Annotated in this window: 12 protein-coding genes; 3 read left to right on the top strand and 9 right to left on the bottom strand. The window is 58.4% G+C overall.

Features of this window, described 5'->3' with window-relative positions:
• Positions 1-122 precede the first annotated feature (122 nt).
• Entirely contained in the window at positions 123-683 is a 561-nt protein-coding gene (locus FAES_RS24065) for a carboxymuconolactone decarboxylase family protein (RefSeq protein WP_041258350.1), read from the top strand.
• Between the two features lie 112 nt (positions 684-795).
• On the opposite strand, the gene FAES_RS24060 is transcribed toward FAES_RS24065, so the two are convergent.
• The 8 genes from FAES_RS24060 to bla form a co-directional block, all read right to left on the bottom strand.
• Positions 796-3,300, bottom strand: a complete 2,505-nt coding sequence (locus tag FAES_RS24060; RefSeq protein WP_015333805.1) for a glutaminase family protein — start codon at positions 3,298-3,300, stop codon at positions 796-798.
• A gap of 55 nt (positions 3,301-3,355) precedes the next feature.
• Positions 3,356-5,761: a glycoside hydrolase family 95 protein gene (locus FAES_RS24055; RefSeq protein WP_015333804.1), complete on the bottom strand. Its 2,406-nt coding sequence runs from the start codon at positions 5,759-5,761 to the stop codon at positions 3,356-3,358.
• A 136-nt stretch (positions 5,762-5,897) separates the two neighbouring features.
• A complete protein-coding gene (locus tag FAES_RS24050) occupies positions 5,898-6,203 on the bottom strand; it encodes a hypothetical protein (protein WP_015333803.1) in 306 nt (101 codons plus the stop codon).
• A 90-nt stretch (positions 6,204-6,293) separates the two neighbouring features.
• Complete coding sequence (locus FAES_RS24045) at positions 6,294-7,229, bottom strand: NAD(P)/FAD-dependent oxidoreductase (protein ID WP_015333802.1); 936 nt, start codon at positions 7,227-7,229, stop codon at positions 6,294-6,296.
• An 18-nt stretch (positions 7,230-7,247) separates the two neighbouring features.
• Positions 7,248-8,498 carry a GTP-binding protein gene (locus FAES_RS24040; protein ID WP_015333801.1) on the bottom strand — a complete coding sequence of 417 codons (1,251 nt, stop codon included), beginning with the start codon at positions 8,496-8,498 and terminating at the stop codon, positions 7,248-7,250.
• Positions 8,495-8,896, bottom strand: coding sequence for a MerC domain-containing protein (locus FAES_RS24035; protein ID WP_015333800.1), 402 nt, complete (start codon positions 8,894-8,896; stop codon positions 8,495-8,497). Before FAES_RS24035 ends, FAES_RS24040 begins: the two co-directional genes overlap by 4 nt.
• Before the next feature lie 204 nt (positions 8,897-9,100).
• Positions 9,101-9,700, bottom strand: coding sequence for a class I SAM-dependent DNA methyltransferase (locus tag FAES_RS24030; RefSeq protein ID WP_015333799.1), 600 nt, complete (start codon positions 9,698-9,700; stop codon positions 9,101-9,103).
• 39 nt (positions 9,701-9,739) lie between these two features.
• Positions 9,740-10,501: a subclass B1 metallo-beta-lactamase gene (gene bla / locus FAES_RS24025; protein WP_015333798.1), complete on the bottom strand. Its 762-nt coding sequence runs from the start codon at positions 10,499-10,501 to the stop codon at positions 9,740-9,742.
• A 422-nt stretch (positions 10,502-10,923) separates the two neighbouring features.
• Here bla and FAES_RS24020 point away from each other — a divergent pair, with 422 nt between their 5' ends.
• Positions 10,924-11,493 (top strand): hypothetical protein, encoded by a 570-nt coding sequence (locus tag FAES_RS24020; RefSeq protein WP_158408810.1) that lies wholly within the window; start codon positions 10,924-10,926, stop codon positions 11,491-11,493.
• 231 nt (positions 11,494-11,724) lie between these two features.
• Positions 11,725-12,267, top strand: coding sequence for a CbrC family protein (locus FAES_RS29775; protein ID WP_083891507.1), 543 nt, complete (start codon positions 11,725-11,727; stop codon positions 12,265-12,267).
• A gap of 232 nt (positions 12,268-12,499) precedes the next feature.
• On the opposite strand, the gene FAES_RS24015 is transcribed toward FAES_RS29775, so the two are convergent.
• Positions 12,500-15,838: a UTP--glucose-1-phosphate uridylyltransferase gene (locus FAES_RS24015; RefSeq protein ID WP_015333797.1), complete on the bottom strand. Its 3,339-nt coding sequence runs from the start codon at positions 15,836-15,838 to the stop codon at positions 12,500-12,502.
• Positions 15,839-15,943 lie beyond the last annotated feature (105 nt).

Below are 15,943 nucleotides of genomic sequence, written 5' to 3'. Positions count from 1 at the left end.
ACAGCAAACGGCCCGGCGGGTTCCGTGTAGGTTTAGTCGTCTTGCGGTCAGTAACTTATCCAGCATTATCAACCCTGAAATCAGTACATTGCCAGTCATCGTTCATATGTAATTCACTTGCAATGGCACACATTTCTTTACCAGAAGGCCTGCCTGGCATTGTCGGGCCAATGGCCTACAGTCCTCAAACGACTAAACCCCTGAACGAACTGGCCGAGGTGATCTTACGCACCAACGCCAGCGAATCGTTGACGCAGGGTGAACGCGAGCTGATTGCCGCTTACGTATCAAGGCGTAACGACTGCTCGTTTTGCTCGAAATGCCACGGTGCCGTCGCCGATTTTTTGCTGGGACGCGACAATCAGGTGGTGGCGCAAACCTGGGCCGATCTGGATACGGCCCCCATCTCCGACAAGCTCAAAGCCCTGCTGGCTATCGCCGATAGTGTGCGGGAAAGCGGCTTGAGCGTGACTTCTCAACAGATTGCCGCCGCCCGCGAGCTGGGGGCCGACGACCGCGATATTCACGATACGGTACTGATTGCCGCCGCCTTTAGTATGTTCAACCGGTACGTAGATGGGCTGGCCACCTGGTCCCCCGAAGACCCCGCCGCTTATCTGGGTATGGGTGAGTCGCTGGCCACCCGTGGGTACCCCAGCGTTGTCGATCCCCAACCGGTTTGATATAAATAGTGCAATTCAGTCGCGACAGCCACGTTTCGCCTGCCACGTACAAAAGGCCCACCGGTACGTTAGCGCTAACGTACCGGTGGGCCTTTTGTAATCAGTCACGTGATTACTTCTTCGTCTGTTTCAGGCGTTCGTCCAGTAGCTTGATGAAGTACCCACCTACCACCGAGCGGGCCTGGAAACCGACCTGTTTGGCGTCGGTGGTTTCGTGCCAGTCGGACAAGGGCACCCGGGTTGGGGTTTCGTTGGCGTATTTCCAGATCGGCTCGACCAGCGCCCGGAAATCCCGATCCGAGTCGGCCATGGTGGCGGTCCAGATAATCCAGTCCGACTTGGTGTAGGTCTTGCGGCTGTCGAGGGGCAGGCCGTAGGGTTGCTGCTTTTTCAGGTAGAACGCCAGTTCATCCCGGATCACCTCTTTGGGGAACACATCGAGACCCAGCAGCTTATCCCACACGATGTTGTACTTCTGGCTCCAGCTACCGGGCGTTTTGTCGAACGTCAGCGCGTAGTGCGGGCCGTCGTCGAGTTTATCCATCGTCATCCAGCGTTTGGCCAGATCGCGGGCCAGCGTGAGGTGCTCGTCGGCGGTTTTCTGGTCGCCGAGTTGCGCGGCCATTTGTCCGTAGCACGCAATCCCGACGATGGCCTTGGCCGACAGGTTGGCGTTGCGGGCCAGGTGACCGGCAAAATCGTCGGTGCAAAGCTGGTTGCCGGGGTCGAAGCCGTCGCGCTTCAGGAAGCCCACCCATTTGGTGAGCGTGGGCCAGTGCTCGCGGGCGAAGTTGGCGTTGCCGTCCATCTTCACCGAAGCCGCCGTCAAAATGATCATGTTACCGGCTTCTTCCACGGGCATGTCTTCGCCGTAGGTCTGTCCGTTGGCCAGTGGGTACGTGCCGATGTCGTGCGCCGGAAAATCTTTCTTCCACCGGCCCGACTCGCTGTAGTCGAAAATGAACCGGAGCAGCCCTTTGGCCAACTCATTGTTGTAGAGCAGGAACATGGGCGCCGATGGGTACGTCACGTCGACGGTGCCGATGGAGCCGTTGGAGAAATTCTCTTTCGACAGAAAGAAGACGTCGCCTTTCGGCCCCGCCACGATCTTGTGGGCCGCAATGGCCTGCCGATAAGCGAGCTGGCAGAGGTCGGCGTATTCCTTGCCGCCGGCCTTGCGGGCGTCGGCGTAGAGCTGTTTATCGAAGTCGCTGCTTTTCTGGCGCAGGCGGGTATAGTCGGTTTCGGCGGCTTGCAGCGTGTTTTCCATCGTCATGTTCGGGTCGCGATGCCACCAGCCCCGCAGGTTTTGCCCGAAATACTGCACCGAATACACGTCGTCGTAGCCCAGCAGCAGGTGTTTGGCCGCGCCCGCTTTCGACACGTTGCCCAGGTTGAGCACCGTCGCCAGCGTGACATTACTGGCCACGTCGGCCGCGCCTTTCGTCACGGGTAGTTGGCCTTTGGCCGCAAACGCCTGCTTGAGTGCGCCCGGCATACCGGTGACCACGCGGCTGTCGGCGCCCTGTGGGACGGCCAGGTAGGCATAGCCCCAGTCGATGCGGACGTTGTCGCCTTTCTTGCCCAACACGGGCTGGGCTTTGGTGCCCACGGCGGCGAACGTCAGGCCTGAGCCCTGCCCGGCTTTGGTGACTACATCCTGCCCCGGCGTGTTGGTCGCGACGGTTGCCGACTCGCCAAAATACACCTGCACTGAGTGCGGTTTGTTGTCGCGGGAGCGGGCCTCGAAGGTGACGTAGCTGACGGGTCGGGCTGCGATTTCCAGCTCATCGAGCAGCAGCGGCGACAGGAAGTTGACGTGCAGGTCGACCGGACCGGCCGTGAAGGTGTAGTCGGTTTGGGTGGCGGCGACGTGGGCTTCGGTCTGGGTGGCAACGGGCAGGGTGGCCGTGGCGGCGGGACTCACCAGCCCCACGTCGATGAACGATGCACCTACGGGGCTCACGCAATGCACCGCCAGCACGTTGCGGCCTTTGCGCAACGCCTTCTGGCCGGCCTCCGACAGGGGCAGGTACAGGTATTCGCCCGCGCAGCAGGTTTTGTTGAGCAGCAGCGTCCCGTTCAGGTAAACCTCCACATCGTCGTCGTGGCTGATGGCCAGCAGCAGTTTGGCGGGGTCCACGTTGCCATCGTACGTAAACTCGCGGCGGATGTGAATCCCGTTTTTGTCGGTGCGGCTGCTAAGCCAGGGCGTGCGCGACTCGGGCGTGTCGCCGAAGGGGCCGGGGCCGGTTTTCCAGCCGGAGGCGGCGTAGTCGAGCTTTTCCCACCCTGCGCCGGGGGCAGTGAGCGTGTATTGGGCCGTGTAGGGTTTGGCTTCGCCGGTGGGCAGCAGCGCGTTGTAGACGGTCGGCACCGCGCCCAGAAACTGGTAGACGTTGCCATCGACCCGCACGATGCCTTCGAGCGACTGCGGTTTGCCGGTCCAGTGGCGAGTGGGGCTGTCAGTGAGTTTATCGGTGGTGCTCCAGATGCTGAAGTACGGGTCGTGCGTAATGAGCGGGTAAGCGGGCGGGCGGAGCTCCTGCGCGACGCCCATCGTAAACGACAGGGCGAAGGCTGTGGCCAGCAGGCCAACGGATGAGGGTGAACGCATGAAGAGTAGGTTTGCAGGTATGGGCGGCCGCGGCCACCTGTCAGGAGCAAAGGGCTTACCAGGTGATTATTATCCTTTGCCCCGGTTTCAGGTTGAGTGACTGGGATTTGCCGCCCCCGACGAGGGTTGTCTGTCCACCCATTTTCGAAAAGACTGTCGCTTTTACCGGCCGGCCGTTCTGCCAGTCGAGGGTCAGTTCGAAGCCGCCCCGCGCCCGCAGGCCCGATACGCTGCCCGCAGGCCAGGCGTCGGGCAGGGCGGGTAGCAGCCGGATTTCGTTGTCCGACGATTGCAGCAGCATCTCGGCCACGGCGGCGGTGCCGCCAAAGTTACCGTCGATCTGGAAGGGCGGGTGGGCATCGAAGAGGTTCGGGTACGTGCCGCCACCGCGGGCGTAGTCGGTTTTGACGCCGTCGGGCAGCACAAAGTGGAGCAGTTCGCGGTACATCTTGTAGGCGTGGTTGCCGTCCCAGAGCCGCGCCCACAGGTTGATGCGCCAGCCTTTCGACCAGCCCGTCGTTTCATCACCTTTAATCTCCAGCGTCTTGCGGCAGGCCTGCGCCAGCTCGGGTGTGCGATCGGGCCGGATCTGGTGGCCGGGATACAGCCCGAACAGGTGCGACTGATGGCGGTGTTTGGGATCAACGTCGGCCCAGTCGTAATACCATTCCTGGAGATTGCCCGCCTTACCGATCTGGTAGGGGTGGAGGTCGGCTAGGGTCTGTTTTAGGGTCGCCTGAAAATCAGCATCGGTGTTCAGCACTTGCGCCGCCTGTAGGGTCTGGCTCAGGCATTCGCGCACCATCGCCAGATCGGCCGTGCCGCCGAAGAGCGTCGCGCCTTTGTAGCCCGAGGGTGTCAGGTACTGGTTTTCGGGCGACGTACCCGGCGAGGTCACGAGTTTGCCCGCTTTATCCCGAACCAGCCAGTCAAGGCAGAATTGCGCGGCCCCTTTTAATAGCGGGTAGGCCGTTTCGCGCAGGTACGTCTTGTCCTGCCCAAAGGTGAAATGTTCCCACAGGTGCGTGCTGATCCAGGCGCCGCCCATGTTCCAGTTGGCCCAGACGGGATCGCCCTGCCCGAAGTCGCCCACGGGGTTGGTCATGGCCCAGATGTCGGAGTTGTGCGCGACGGTCCAGCCGTTGGCCCCGTAGAAGGTACGCGCCGTGATGGTCCCCGTTTTGGCCAGATTCCCGATGAACGACAGCATCGGCTCGTGCATCTCGGGGAGGTTGGCGGTTTCGGCGGGCCAGTAATTCTCCTGTAGGTTGATGTTGGTTGTGTAATTGCTGCTCCAGGGTGGGCGCATGTAGGGATTCCAGATGCCCTGTAAGTTGGCCGGCACGCCTGGCGTGCGCGAGCTGCTGATGAGCAGGTACCGCCCGAAGTTGAAATACAGCTGTTCCAGATCGGTATCGGGTTTGCCTTCGGCGTAGCGCTGCAACCGCTCATCGGTGGGCAGGTTGGGAATCGTTTCGGCCGAGGTCAGGCGCAGGCTCACCCGGTTGAACAGCCGCTGGTAGTCGCTCACGTGCGCCGCCAGCAACTGCGCATACGACTTGCTCATGGCCCGGCTGAGGCGTTCGGCGGCGATGGTTTCGTGGGGCAGCCCGTTGGTGGCGGGGTCTTTGTCGAACCCGTTGAAGCTGGTGGCGATCGACACAAATAGCAGCGCTTCGGTGCCGCCTTTCAGGGTCAGCGACGTATCGGTGGTAGCCACGGTGCCGCCGTCCTGCGTTTTGATACCCATCAGTGTGGTAAAGCGCGTGCCTTTGGCGGGGTCGAAGACAACGGCGTTAGGGATATTGCCCCGGTAGTTGGGCTCGGCCTTCTGCGGCGCGTAGCCCGTCGCTTTCAGTACGTTGCCGGTGGCGCTCACCTGGTTTCGTAGCTGACTATTGAACCGCACCGTGAAGCCCAGCGCGCCTTTCCGGCTGCTTTTGAGCCGGATCACCATGAGCTGATCGGGCTTCGAGATAAAGTAGTCGCGGGTGAAGGTGACGCCGTTGACCGTGTAACGTACCTGCGAAGTGGCATCGGCGAGGTTGAGCTGCCGGTAATAGTTTTGCGGGTCGGCGGGGGCGTCGGTATCGATAAACAACGTACCCAGCGGCGCATACGACTCCGAGAATTTGCCCTGTAGCTTTTTCTGGAACTGATCGGCCAGTTGGTAGTTCTCGTTTTGCAGCGCCTCCCGAATGGCCGGTATGTTTTTATAGGCCTCCGGGTTCATGTTGGGATCGACCGGCCCGCCCGACCAGAGCGTGGCGTCGTTGAGGTAGATTTTGTCGGACCGGACGCCGCCGAACACCGACGCGCCCTGCGTGCCGTTGCCCAGCACCAGGGTTTCTTCAAAGTAGTGGGCGGGCTGCTTGTACCACAGTGTTTTGTCGGGTTGCTGGGCTGCACAGACCGACAGACCAAGCGAGGTGGCGAGAAAAAGGGAAATGAACGGCTTCATGGCAAGTGAGCGGGGCCAGCCATCAGGCCAGAGCAGGGTTTATGCGGGCGTCTGGTGCGTTGACACGCGATGATGGCGACTACTTACAATAAAGACGGGGACCAGGCACCGATACCCTAAAATTGGTTGGCCGGCATCAATAGCTGAAGTGGATGACGACCCGGTCTTCGGGGTCGACGACGCCTTCGTAGAGCGGTGGGTCCGTCAGTTCGTCGATGTCGATCCGGTCCAGCATCGTCTGTTCGTCCCCAGGCTGATCAGTCGGCACGTACCCAGCCGCCACAACGGCTTCGACCGCATACGCTTTGGCGACCTGATGAATGAGCGCGAGGCGGGAATAGACCGAGCCGGTTGGCGACTGAGCCGCGCTAAGCGCCCCGACGCGATCGGCGAAGGCCCGCGCCGGTACGTCGATGGTGTGCTGGGTACGTTGCTGGTGCATAAGGGGCAAACAGGCTGGGTTTCTAGAGACGATTACCGCTTGGATTAACCCCGTTTTCGCCAAGGAGTTTGTCAACCGCGTCGCTGCCCGTCAGCCCAACCGGCTCAGGTCGTCCGTCAGCAGCTCCCGGTTGATCCAGGCAGCCGCTTTAACCCCGTTAGCGACCGCAATGGCGACCTGCCGGAAGGGCGTGGTAGCATCGCCCACCGCGAATACGCCAGGTACGTTGGTTTCGCCGAAGTCGGTTACGTCGAGCAGGCCGTTTTCCGTGAGGGTACAGCCCAGTTGCGTGGCCAGATCGGTTGACTGCCGGAACGGAACGCGGGCGAACAGCGCCGTGGGCTGCGCCAGCGAGCCATCGGTAAAGCGCAGGGCCGTCAGTTGGCCTGCCTCGTGGTCAAAGGCTGCAATGGGTTTTTCAACGATCGGAATCTGAAGCCGGTCGAGCCGTTGGCGCTGGGCCGGATCGAAGGTGGCGGGGCCGTTGGTAAACAGGGTGAGGTGGCGGCTCCATTGCTGAATGAGCGTAGCCATTTCGTAGCCCACCTCACCGTTGGCCAGGATGCCCAGCGGCTGGCCGTGTACCTCGTAGCCGTGGCAGTAGGGACAGTGCAGCACCGACCGCCCCCAGCACTCGGCAAAACCCGGCAGGTCGGGCATGCTATCGACAACGCCCGTTGCCAGCAGCAGCTTCCGGCCCGTTGCCGACTCGCCCGCGCCCCCGTCGGTGGGGGCCGTCGTTATCCGAAACCCGTCGGGCGTCTGTTCGGCGTTGGTGACGGTACCGGAACGTACCTCGACGGTTGGGTAGTGGCTCACCTGCTCGCGGGCCATGGCCGACAGCCGCGCCGGGGTTTCGCCGTCGCGGGTCAGGAAGCTGTGCGACTGCGGCGTTTGTCGGTTGCACGGTTGGCCCGCGTCGATGACCAGCACGCGGCGCAGCGAGCGACCCAATACGAGCGCGGCGCTCATGCCGGCGTAGCTGCCGCCAATAATCAGGACATCATAGGGCTGTTGGTTTGTCATAGTACTGTTGTTTTTGGTTTACGCCCAGACCGGGAAGGGGTCCTGAAAAGCGCCCTGGTTGTCCATATGTTTGATTTCCCGCTCGGTGCAGAGGCACTCCTCCAGTTCGACGGTGATTTGCTCCTGATCGAGGTCCTGCCCGATGATGACCAGTTCGTTTTGCCGGTCGCCAAATCGTTTGTGCCAGCGGGCCTCGATCTGCGGCTGATTGGCCAGAAACGAAGCATGCCGGGTACGTTGGCCCAACGGCATGGAAGCCCACCAGACACCGGCGTATTCGGCCCGCAGGCTGCCCCCGGCCTGACTGAAATTCAGCGCATCGTTGGGTCGCGACGCCAGCCAGAACAAGCCTTTGCTACGGATGATGCCCGCTGGAAAATGCTCGCTCAGGTACGTCCAGAACCGAGCCGGGTGAAATGGCCGTCGCGCCCGGAAAACGAACGACCCGATGCCGTACGCCTCGGTTTCGGGCGTGTGAGCAACGCCATTCTTATGGTTTTGTAATTCCTGAATCCAGCCCGCCGACTGCGACGCTTCGTCGACATCGAAGAGGCGAGTGTTCAGGATATGGGCCGGATCGACCTTCGAAAACTGCGACTCGATAAGCCGGGCTTTGGGGTTGAGCTTATGCAGAATGGCTTTCAGCTCGCCCACGCGGTGGCGGGGTAGCAGGTCGGTCTTGTTCAGGATAATGACGTTGGCAAACTCGATCTGATCGGTGAGCAGGTTCACGATCGTACGCGTGTCAGCGGGATCGAGCGGTCCGGCGGTCCGGTTCAGATGGCGCTGATGCACGGTATCGATCGAGCCGAAATCGCGGGGGAAGTTGTAGGCATCCACTACCGTCACGAGCGTGTCGAGCCGAGCAAAGCGCGAGAGGTCGATGCGGTTTTCGTCGCCTGCCGACTCGTTGGACTGGAAGGTGAACGTCTGGGCAACCGGCAGTGGCTCCGAAATACCCGACGATTCGATGAGCAGGTAGTCGAAGCGGTTTTCACGGGCGAGCTTTTCCACTTCCAGCATCAGGTCTTCGCGCAGCGTGCAGCAGATGCAGCCGTTACTCATCTCGACGAGCTTTTCGTCCGTCCGCGACAGCGTATGCTGGGCGTTGACCAGTTGCGCGTCGACGTTCACCTCGCTCATGTCGTTGACGATGACGGCGACTTTAAGCCCCTGGCGGTTGTGCAGGACGTGGTTGAGCAGGGTGGTTTTGCCCGCGCCCAGAAAGCCGCTGAGCACAGTTACGGGCAGTTGTCGGATGGTGTTCATAGGTACGTAGTGTTAGCTTGGTGGGCGTGGGTTTTCCGACAATGGCGGATGTTAGCGACGTGCGTACCGACCAGCCCCAGTGAGGCGGCGTACGCCAGATAAGCCGCCGATTCGTAGGTCGATTCGAGGAGCAGGCCCGCTACAAACAGGGCCAGAAAGGCCCATAGGCAGCGGCCGATGACCCGCGACGTATGCCGCGCCGCCGACCAGACCGCCGCGATGTTGATGGCGATGAAGACGTAATCCAGACTCAGAAACCCGACTCGCAACGACTCATGGCTGAGCAGGGTGGAGGTCATGACCAGAACGGGCGTGACGAGGCAGTGGATGAGGCAAAGCACGGAACCGGTGATACCGAGGTAATCCGCTTTATGTCGGCGTGGAAGCGAGTAAGGCATGCTGGTGCTTATAAATGCAACTATGTTGCAAATAAAACACAAACATGGCTTCGCCCAACCGATTGGTTAAAATAAATGCAACTATGATGCAAAAGTGGATAACCCGTTTCATGCTTAGGCTGGCCCAAACGGCAACGTACCTGACGCAACAGTGGGTGCTTGCCCGCGTCAGGTACGTTCGTTTGTGTTGCGAAAAGGGTAACGCTAGCGGCGTTGGCAGAGCCAGATGGTGTGACCGCAGCAGGTGGGATCATCGACCACGTGCGCCACGACCGAGAACCCATGCGCTTCGAGCAGCGCCCGGTACTCGGCGGTGTCGAGGCTGGCGTGGTAGAGCGGCTCGCCCTGGTAGCTGCCGATGGCTTCGCTGTGGGTAGTACCGCTGGTAAACAGCAGGCAGGCGTCGGGCGCGGCGTAGCGCCCAAAGACGCCCATCATCTGCCGCTGATCGGCGTGGGTGAGGTGGAACAAGCTGTTCCAGGCCAGAATGGCGTCGTAGGTGCGGGGCAGGTCTACGTTGCGCATGTCGCCCACCAGCCACGTATGGTCGGGGAAGCGACGTTGGCACAGCTCGATGGACAGCGGCGCGGCGTCGACACCCGTGAGGGCGCAACCCTGCTCGATGAGGTAACGGGCGATGGGTTCGCCCATGCCGCAACCCAGATCGAGCACCGCCGCGCCCGGTGGGAGCAGGGCAAGCAGCCGATCGAGCCAGCCTTTCTCGAACAGACTCCGGTCGCGGTCGTGGTCATAAGCCAGGGCGTGGCGCTGGTAGAGGCCAATGAGTTGATCGGCGGGCATCATAGGCTGGGTATCCCGCTCGGGCGGGACGGGCGCTGGCGATCAATGACGATTGGCGTTGTATTTTTCCAATAGGCGCAACGTGTGGTCGAGCGCCTGCGGGCCAGTCCATTCTTCGTGGCCGGGCACGACGATGCGGGCGTTGCCGAAACGCTTTTTTACGTTCCGGATCGAGCCACTCCAGGCGGTCAGGTTCGACTCGCCGACGTAGCCCATCCCGAAGGCCGCCACACTCTTGACGAAGCAGCCGCCGTGCAGAATGCGCTCGCTCGGGAGCCACACCACGATGTTGTCGACCGTATGGCCTTCACCCGGAAAATAAGTGCGGATGGGTACATTGCCGATCGTAAACGTAGTGTCGGCGGGCAGGATGCCGTCGGGCGAGGGATAGCCCTGTTTCACAGTTTTCTGCGCAGTCAGCGGCGTACTCACCACCCGGATACCCGCCTTTTGCAGCTCGACGATGCCGCCCACTTTATCGTCGTGGGAGTGCGTCACGATGCACAGCCGGACGGGGAGGCGCAGACTGTCGGCCACCCAGCGGAGTAGCTGCCGGGTGTTGTCGGTATTACCCTCGGTATCCCAGCCCGTGTCCAGCAGCACCACGCCGTCGTCGGTGCGGACAATGAGCCCGTTGGACGGCACCGGCTCGCCCTGATACATGCCGTAAGTCGTATGGACAAACACCCGATCGCTCAACCGACTCACTCGCAGCGGCGGCTTCTGGGCCGCCTGCGCTACGGCTAAGTGAGTAAATAAAGTGCTAGCAAGCAGAATGAACAGAAAACGCATGGGGTGGGGCATATGAGGGGAAAGAGGTTGATTGATTACTAGTTAGTTAGCTCGAAGGCCGGACCTATCCCAATTGACAGCCTTCGAATACTCGGCCCAACAAAATTAAGGTCAACAGCTGCCAGAAAAAATTTGGTTTGCCTTTGGCAGTTGTATCTTTCGTTGAATCGAGGATCAGACAACACACTCTTATAGTTAGATAGTGGCTTCCAATACCAGAAACGAGCATGTGGGCTTGCTGTGTAATCTTTTCGGCATTGTTGACCAACTTTTTAAGGAGTAAAAAGTAAGTGATATGCAAAAATACGGTAGCTTCAAGTGGATTAAGGAACTGGGATTGTATATATCTAGGAGTAGCCCGCTATGCTATCGAACACTCTATGCTGACTAAGCTAAACCGACTTGACACCATAAAGCTCTACCCGTTACTCCCATTGTACGTCTATAATCATGATGAAGACGAATACGATTACAAATACCCCAATGTCTTCGAAAGCTATATATTTACGATAGATTCTAAATCATTTAAAGGACATATTAAGGTTTTAGCGGCCGAACTAGCAAGGCTCACAGGAGAATTAGGATATAATAAACTAGTATTCCTTGGTGATACAGAAGTTGCTTGGCTAAGTCAAGAAAATAGATATGATCCTGTAAAAAAAGCGCAAGAATATTTGGAATATAATAAGGTTGGAAAGGGATTTAATGGATCGATTCTGGTTGAAATTTCAGAAGTGATTTTATTTATCAGACATCTTTCATGGATGATACGTTGTAATGCATCTTTACCATGTTTTTATTTTATAGATGGTGGGCAGAATCTGCTAGGTTACATTTGTCAATATGGTAATTTGCATGTTAGTACTTTGAACAAAATGACAGATAACCTAATCCAAGATTTTCTAAAAGTTAGTAGTTTCAGACGGTTAGCAGTTAATAATTGTTATAACCGATTTGGCAAGACAAGTGCAATTCCTGGGCGGCAGACCAAAATTGAATTGTGACGCGCTGAAAGTAGTATAATATTTTTCTATAGGGGAATTGATGAACTAGGTTTAGTTTGATGAGAATCTAATAATAGATGGCAAAAAAATAAGTAGTTTTTGTTGTCATATGAGCTAAGCATCGATTTAGGAATATGATATTTTAAGAAACTAAGAGAGGTAGCGTATAAATATTGTATAATTAAAACAGACTACTGCATATAGAGATATGCAGATGACAAGAAAATACCAATGAATTTACCTGAATTTAAATATAGCCCTAACGCATATAAAATTGGGGTTTTTGAAAATATTGCTGGGACTTGTTCAATCTGTAACGAGAGAAGACAGATTAAATATACAAGTTCATTCTACAGCGTTGATGTGCCTGAATACATTTGTCCTTGGTGTATCGAAAGTGGCAAGGCTGCTGAAAAGTACAGTGGGAAATTCAATGATTATTTAGGGATTGAAGGAGTTTCATCAGATTCCAACGATCTTAATTATGCAATCGACGAAGAACTATTACTGGAAATTACTAATAAAACTCCAAGTTATGTTTCTTGGCAACAAGAAGTTTGGTTGACGCACTGCGATAGGCCGTGTGCATTTATTGATTACGCTGATACAGAAACAATAAAGTTGTTGTCAGAGGAACTGAATGATGATATAGGAACTAGTGGATATGACCCTGAGTTAATAAGGGTGGCTTTATCAAAAGACGGAAGTTTGGTAGGTTATTTATTTCAATGTGTCAAATGTGGACACCATAGGCTTCATATTGACTGTGATTAAAAGATGAAAAAACCGCCATTACTGGGTTCTTTACGTCAGGCAGGCTAAGGTGTAAAAGGTAGCAGTTTTTTACTTGAGATTAGGTAATAAAGTTTGTTTTTGCGCTCCGAAACCCGACCGAACTCAAAGCCCGAAAACGTTACTGACAAGTACAAAAAATGACCCGCACCTATTTTCCTGTACAAAACCTTGCAGGTAGGAGAAATAGATGCGGGCAAGTCAAACGGTTATCTCAACCTGGGAATGAACACAGGCTGGCTACGTAGTCTTTGCTGCCGTCGGTGACCCAGGCGTCGAGTTGGGCGGGATCTTTAAGCTGCTGACCACGTAGACGAGGCACCACCAGATAGCCGCACTGAACATCCGTTAGGGCCGACATGTCGCTCCAGAGTTTTTCGATCTGCGCCACGGGGTAAATGTCTTCCTGTCCGTGGCCCCAGCGGTATTTCACGTCTTTGATGGTCACGTAGCTCGGAATCCGGTGGGCTACGCTCCGCACGGCTTTGGCCAGTTGCGCCTCGTCGCCCCGTTGCAGGTCGTCGCGGGTGAGGCCAAAGAGTTGCAGCAACGGGTCGACCTGAATCCAGGTGGTGTTGGAGTTGTAGTAACTCAGGTTCAGCTCGTCTTCCTCGCGGGGCTGGGCCAGGCCTTCCAGCAGCCGGACATGCCCGTTGACGCGCGCTAGTCCGCCCCCACGGTCCTCGATGCGGCGGGGCACGACCTCAAACGTCAGCACATTGCCCGATTCGAGGTGGTAACCCAGCGCGGCGGGGTCTACGTCGGCACCGAGCGTATCGATGTTGTGCAGCATGAGTGTTTCCACGGCCGGGTGCTCAGCCAGCAGCTTCGCCAGCGTGCCGTTGCGCAGCAGGTTCGAGACCTCGTACCAGTGGCCGAGGGGCGAAAACCGTTGCGCCGCAATGTTGTCGACGTAATCGGTGCCTTCGCCTTTCGACTTCGCCCAGGCAATCATCGCCTGCCGCCCGGCGTCGCGCACTTTCTGCTTGTTTTCGTCGAGCAGTTCCTGCGGCATTTCTTCCCACAGAAAACGCAGGTCGCGCTCCATCGGCACAAACCGCTGCCCGATCGACCGGCCCGGCGACAGGTACGTTGGGCCCGCGTAGCCGAAGTTGCCCGTCAGCGCCAGCTTTTTGCGGATGGGCTCGTGGGTCATATAGCTGGTGGCGACCACGTGCGGGATGGTCGCGCCATACTGCTCGGCCAGCTTCCGGGTTTTAGCGAGGTGAATTTCCAGGAAGCTCCGGTGCGTACCGTCGATCTCGACAAAAGGGTTGATGGTCTTGATCACGCCCGCGCCCTTGGTCCAGCGGCTGCCGATACCCGCGCCCAGGCTCAGTACGCCCACTTTCCCGGCCCGGATCGCCGCTTCGCCCCGGTGAGCCGAGGCGGTCACCCCATCGAGCTGTACGGCATCGCCCGGCTGTACGTCGTCGATGGTGGTGTCGACGGGCAGGCGGTTACGCGACAGGCCAATGCGGCCTTTTTGCAGTTCCTCCCGAATCTCTTCGTGTTGAATGAAATCGAAGCCGTTGTCTTTCTTGATGCGGTCGGCTTTCTCGTTTTCGGCGCTGCGGTTGCCGCCTGACGTGGGGTCCGACACCTTGAACAGGTTGCTGACGACCGTGCGCAGCAGCGGGTAAGCCTGATTGTTCTGCTCGCAGTGGGTGGTGAAAAAGTCGATTTCGGCCCGGCGTCCGTAGGGAATCGAGGCGGGGTCTTTCCGCACCAGTTCCGACACGTGAATGCCGTAGTACGACTCCGGCATCAGGGCGTCGTTGCCTTCCTGCAGGTTCGACCAACTGCCGCGCGGGTTGATGCTCCAGTTGTAAACGACCGGCTCCATTGCGAACGGCAGCGAATCCGACAGTTCGTTCTTCGTCGTCCGCAGCAGGTCCAGCACCTGAAGTTTGTAATCCTCGTACTGCGCCGGATTCACGAACATGCCCATGCCGCCGCCCGACATGCCGCCTAGCATCAGGAAGCCGTAATAGTCGTCGCCGAACTGCTTTTTGGCTTTGGCAATGATCTGCTCGGTGAAGTAGGTCGATGCCCAGGGGATGATCGTCTTGATCGGCCCCTCCCAGTTGCGGGCGGTGTTGGCCCCCAGTTTCTTGATGTCACCTTCCCGGATTGCCCCCAGGATGTTGTCGAAGATCTGGTTGGTTTGCTGGCGGGCGGCCCATTCTTTCTCGCCCCGGAGCAGGTACTTTTCGGTGACCATCTCCAGAATCGGCCCCACGTTCGACGCCATGCCGCCGTGCATCAGCACCAGCGAGTTCATGATCTTCTCCTGAATGTCGGGGTGAACGGCCTCGCCTTCCAGCACGCGGTGGCGGGGCAGCAACGTACCCCGGCTGATGCCGTATTCGGGGTCGCCTTCCTGCGCAAACGTACCCTGAATGGCTTTGATGCCGGGCCACACGCCACCCGAATCCTGCCAGCCGCCGCCCGAGCCACCGATCCATTCGCCCAGAATGGCCCGCGACGCCACCAGCCGCCGTTCATTCTCGTCGAGCCCGCCTTCGAGGTTTCGGGTCTGGCCGGTCGCCCGCATCAGCAGGCTGATAATGCAGCCCAGCAGGTTGGTCGATACGGCAAAGCGCGAGCCTTTGGGAATGTCGTTCACTTTCGTGACCAGTTCGATACCCATGCCGGGCGCCACGATCCGGGCCAGAATCTCGGCCAGCGACTGATTCGTGCCTTCAAACGAGGGCGGAATCAGGCCCGACGCAATCACGCCCGCCTTCACCAGACTCAGGTAGTCATTGCCGAAGTTGAACAGGTCGGCCAGGTCGGTCACGTCCTTGGTCGTGTTCAGATCGACGCTCGTCAGGCGCAACACCGGCTCCGAAATCACGCGCACGTAGCCGTGCAGCGGTGGCCGGATATCCTTGTCGCGCCCAAAGACGCCGAGATCGATGGAGATGTTGATGACGCGCGCGCCCTCGGGGTAGTCCATGCCCAGAAAGAAAATATCCGACCAGCCGCTGTGGGTCAGGTCCATGCGCACGGACGTCTGCTCGTGCAGGATGGGGTAGAACAGGGAGCTGTCGGGCCGTTGCAGCAGCCGGGGGTGAATGCGGATGGGGTGTTCGGCCTGATGCCCCACCCGGAACATCCACTGGTTGCCCTTGCTCGACCGCACGCTTTTGCGCACCTGATCGGCCAGAATCTGGAACGAGAGTTGATGGTAGCTGTCGGCCAGGGCACTGAAGAGTGTGGCGCTCGGCCCCTGTTTGTCGAGGTCGTGCAGGAACCGGACAATCGCCTGCTCGAAGCGGCGGGCGAGCAGATCCTCGAACCCGGCGTAGGGAATCTTGCCGATGGTCGGAGTTTCGGGCGCGTCGATGACCGCAAACCGGAAGCCCGCGTACAGGAACAGGATGGCCCGCACCTTGTCGTAGAGGTTGGGCGTGGCCTTCCGGAAATCGTCCAGTTCCCGCAGGGCCTTCAACAGATTCGGCGTCGACAGCGTCCGGCTCAGGTCAAAGAACGAGCGGTTCCGCACGGCCGGGTCCGTTGAGGTAATGGTTTCTATGAATACGTTCATGATGGCTATACAATACCCCCCGCCCTAAAGGGGGCCTGCTGGCGCGTTAGTAGTGGTGCGGCAGCAATAAGGTTGCGCCAGCAGGCCCCTTTAGGGCGGGGGGTA

It is taken from the genome of Fibrella aestuarina BUZ 2, from assembly GCF_000331105.1.
Classification (GTDB): domain Bacteria; phylum Bacteroidota; class Bacteroidia; order Cytophagales; family Spirosomataceae; genus Fibrella; species Fibrella aestuarina.
This window is presented reverse-complemented; position numbering and strand designations above follow the sequence as displayed.

Coding starts and splice junctions, on each gene's coding strand:
- FAES_RS24065 (WP_041258350.1), top strand. CDS start 123: ATGGCACACATTTCTTTACCAGAAGGCCTGCCTGGCATTGTCGGGCCA.
- FAES_RS24060 (WP_015333805.1), bottom strand. CDS start 3,300: ATGCGTTCACCCTCATCCGTTGGCCTGCTGGCCACAGCCTTCGCCCTG.
- FAES_RS24055 (WP_015333804.1), bottom strand. CDS start 5,761: ATGAAGCCGTTCATTTCCCTTTTTCTCGCCACCTCGCTTGGTCTGTCG.
- FAES_RS24050 (WP_015333803.1), bottom strand. CDS start 6,203: ATGCACCAGCAACGTACCCAGCACACCATCGACGTACCGGCGCGGGCC.
- FAES_RS24045 (WP_015333802.1), bottom strand. CDS start 7,229: ATGACAAACCAACAGCCCTATGATGTCCTGATTATTGGCGGCAGCTAC.
- FAES_RS24040 (WP_015333801.1), bottom strand. CDS start 8,498: ATGAACACCATCCGACAACTGCCCGTAACTGTGCTCAGCGGCTTTCTG.
- FAES_RS24035 (WP_015333800.1), bottom strand. CDS start 8,896: ATGCCTTACTCGCTTCCACGCCGACATAAAGCGGATTACCTCGGTATC.
- FAES_RS24030 (WP_015333799.1), bottom strand. CDS start 9,700: ATGATGCCCGCCGATCAACTCATTGGCCTCTACCAGCGCCACGCCCTG.
- bla (WP_015333798.1), bottom strand. CDS start 10,501: ATGCCCCACCCCATGCGTTTTCTGTTCATTCTGCTTGCTAGCACTTTA.
- FAES_RS29775 (WP_083891507.1), top strand. CDS start 11,725: ATGAATTTACCTGAATTTAAATATAGCCCTAACGCATATAAAATTGGG.
- FAES_RS24015 (WP_015333797.1), bottom strand. CDS start 15,838: ATGAACGTATTCATAGAAACCATTACCTCAACGGACCCGGCCGTGCGG.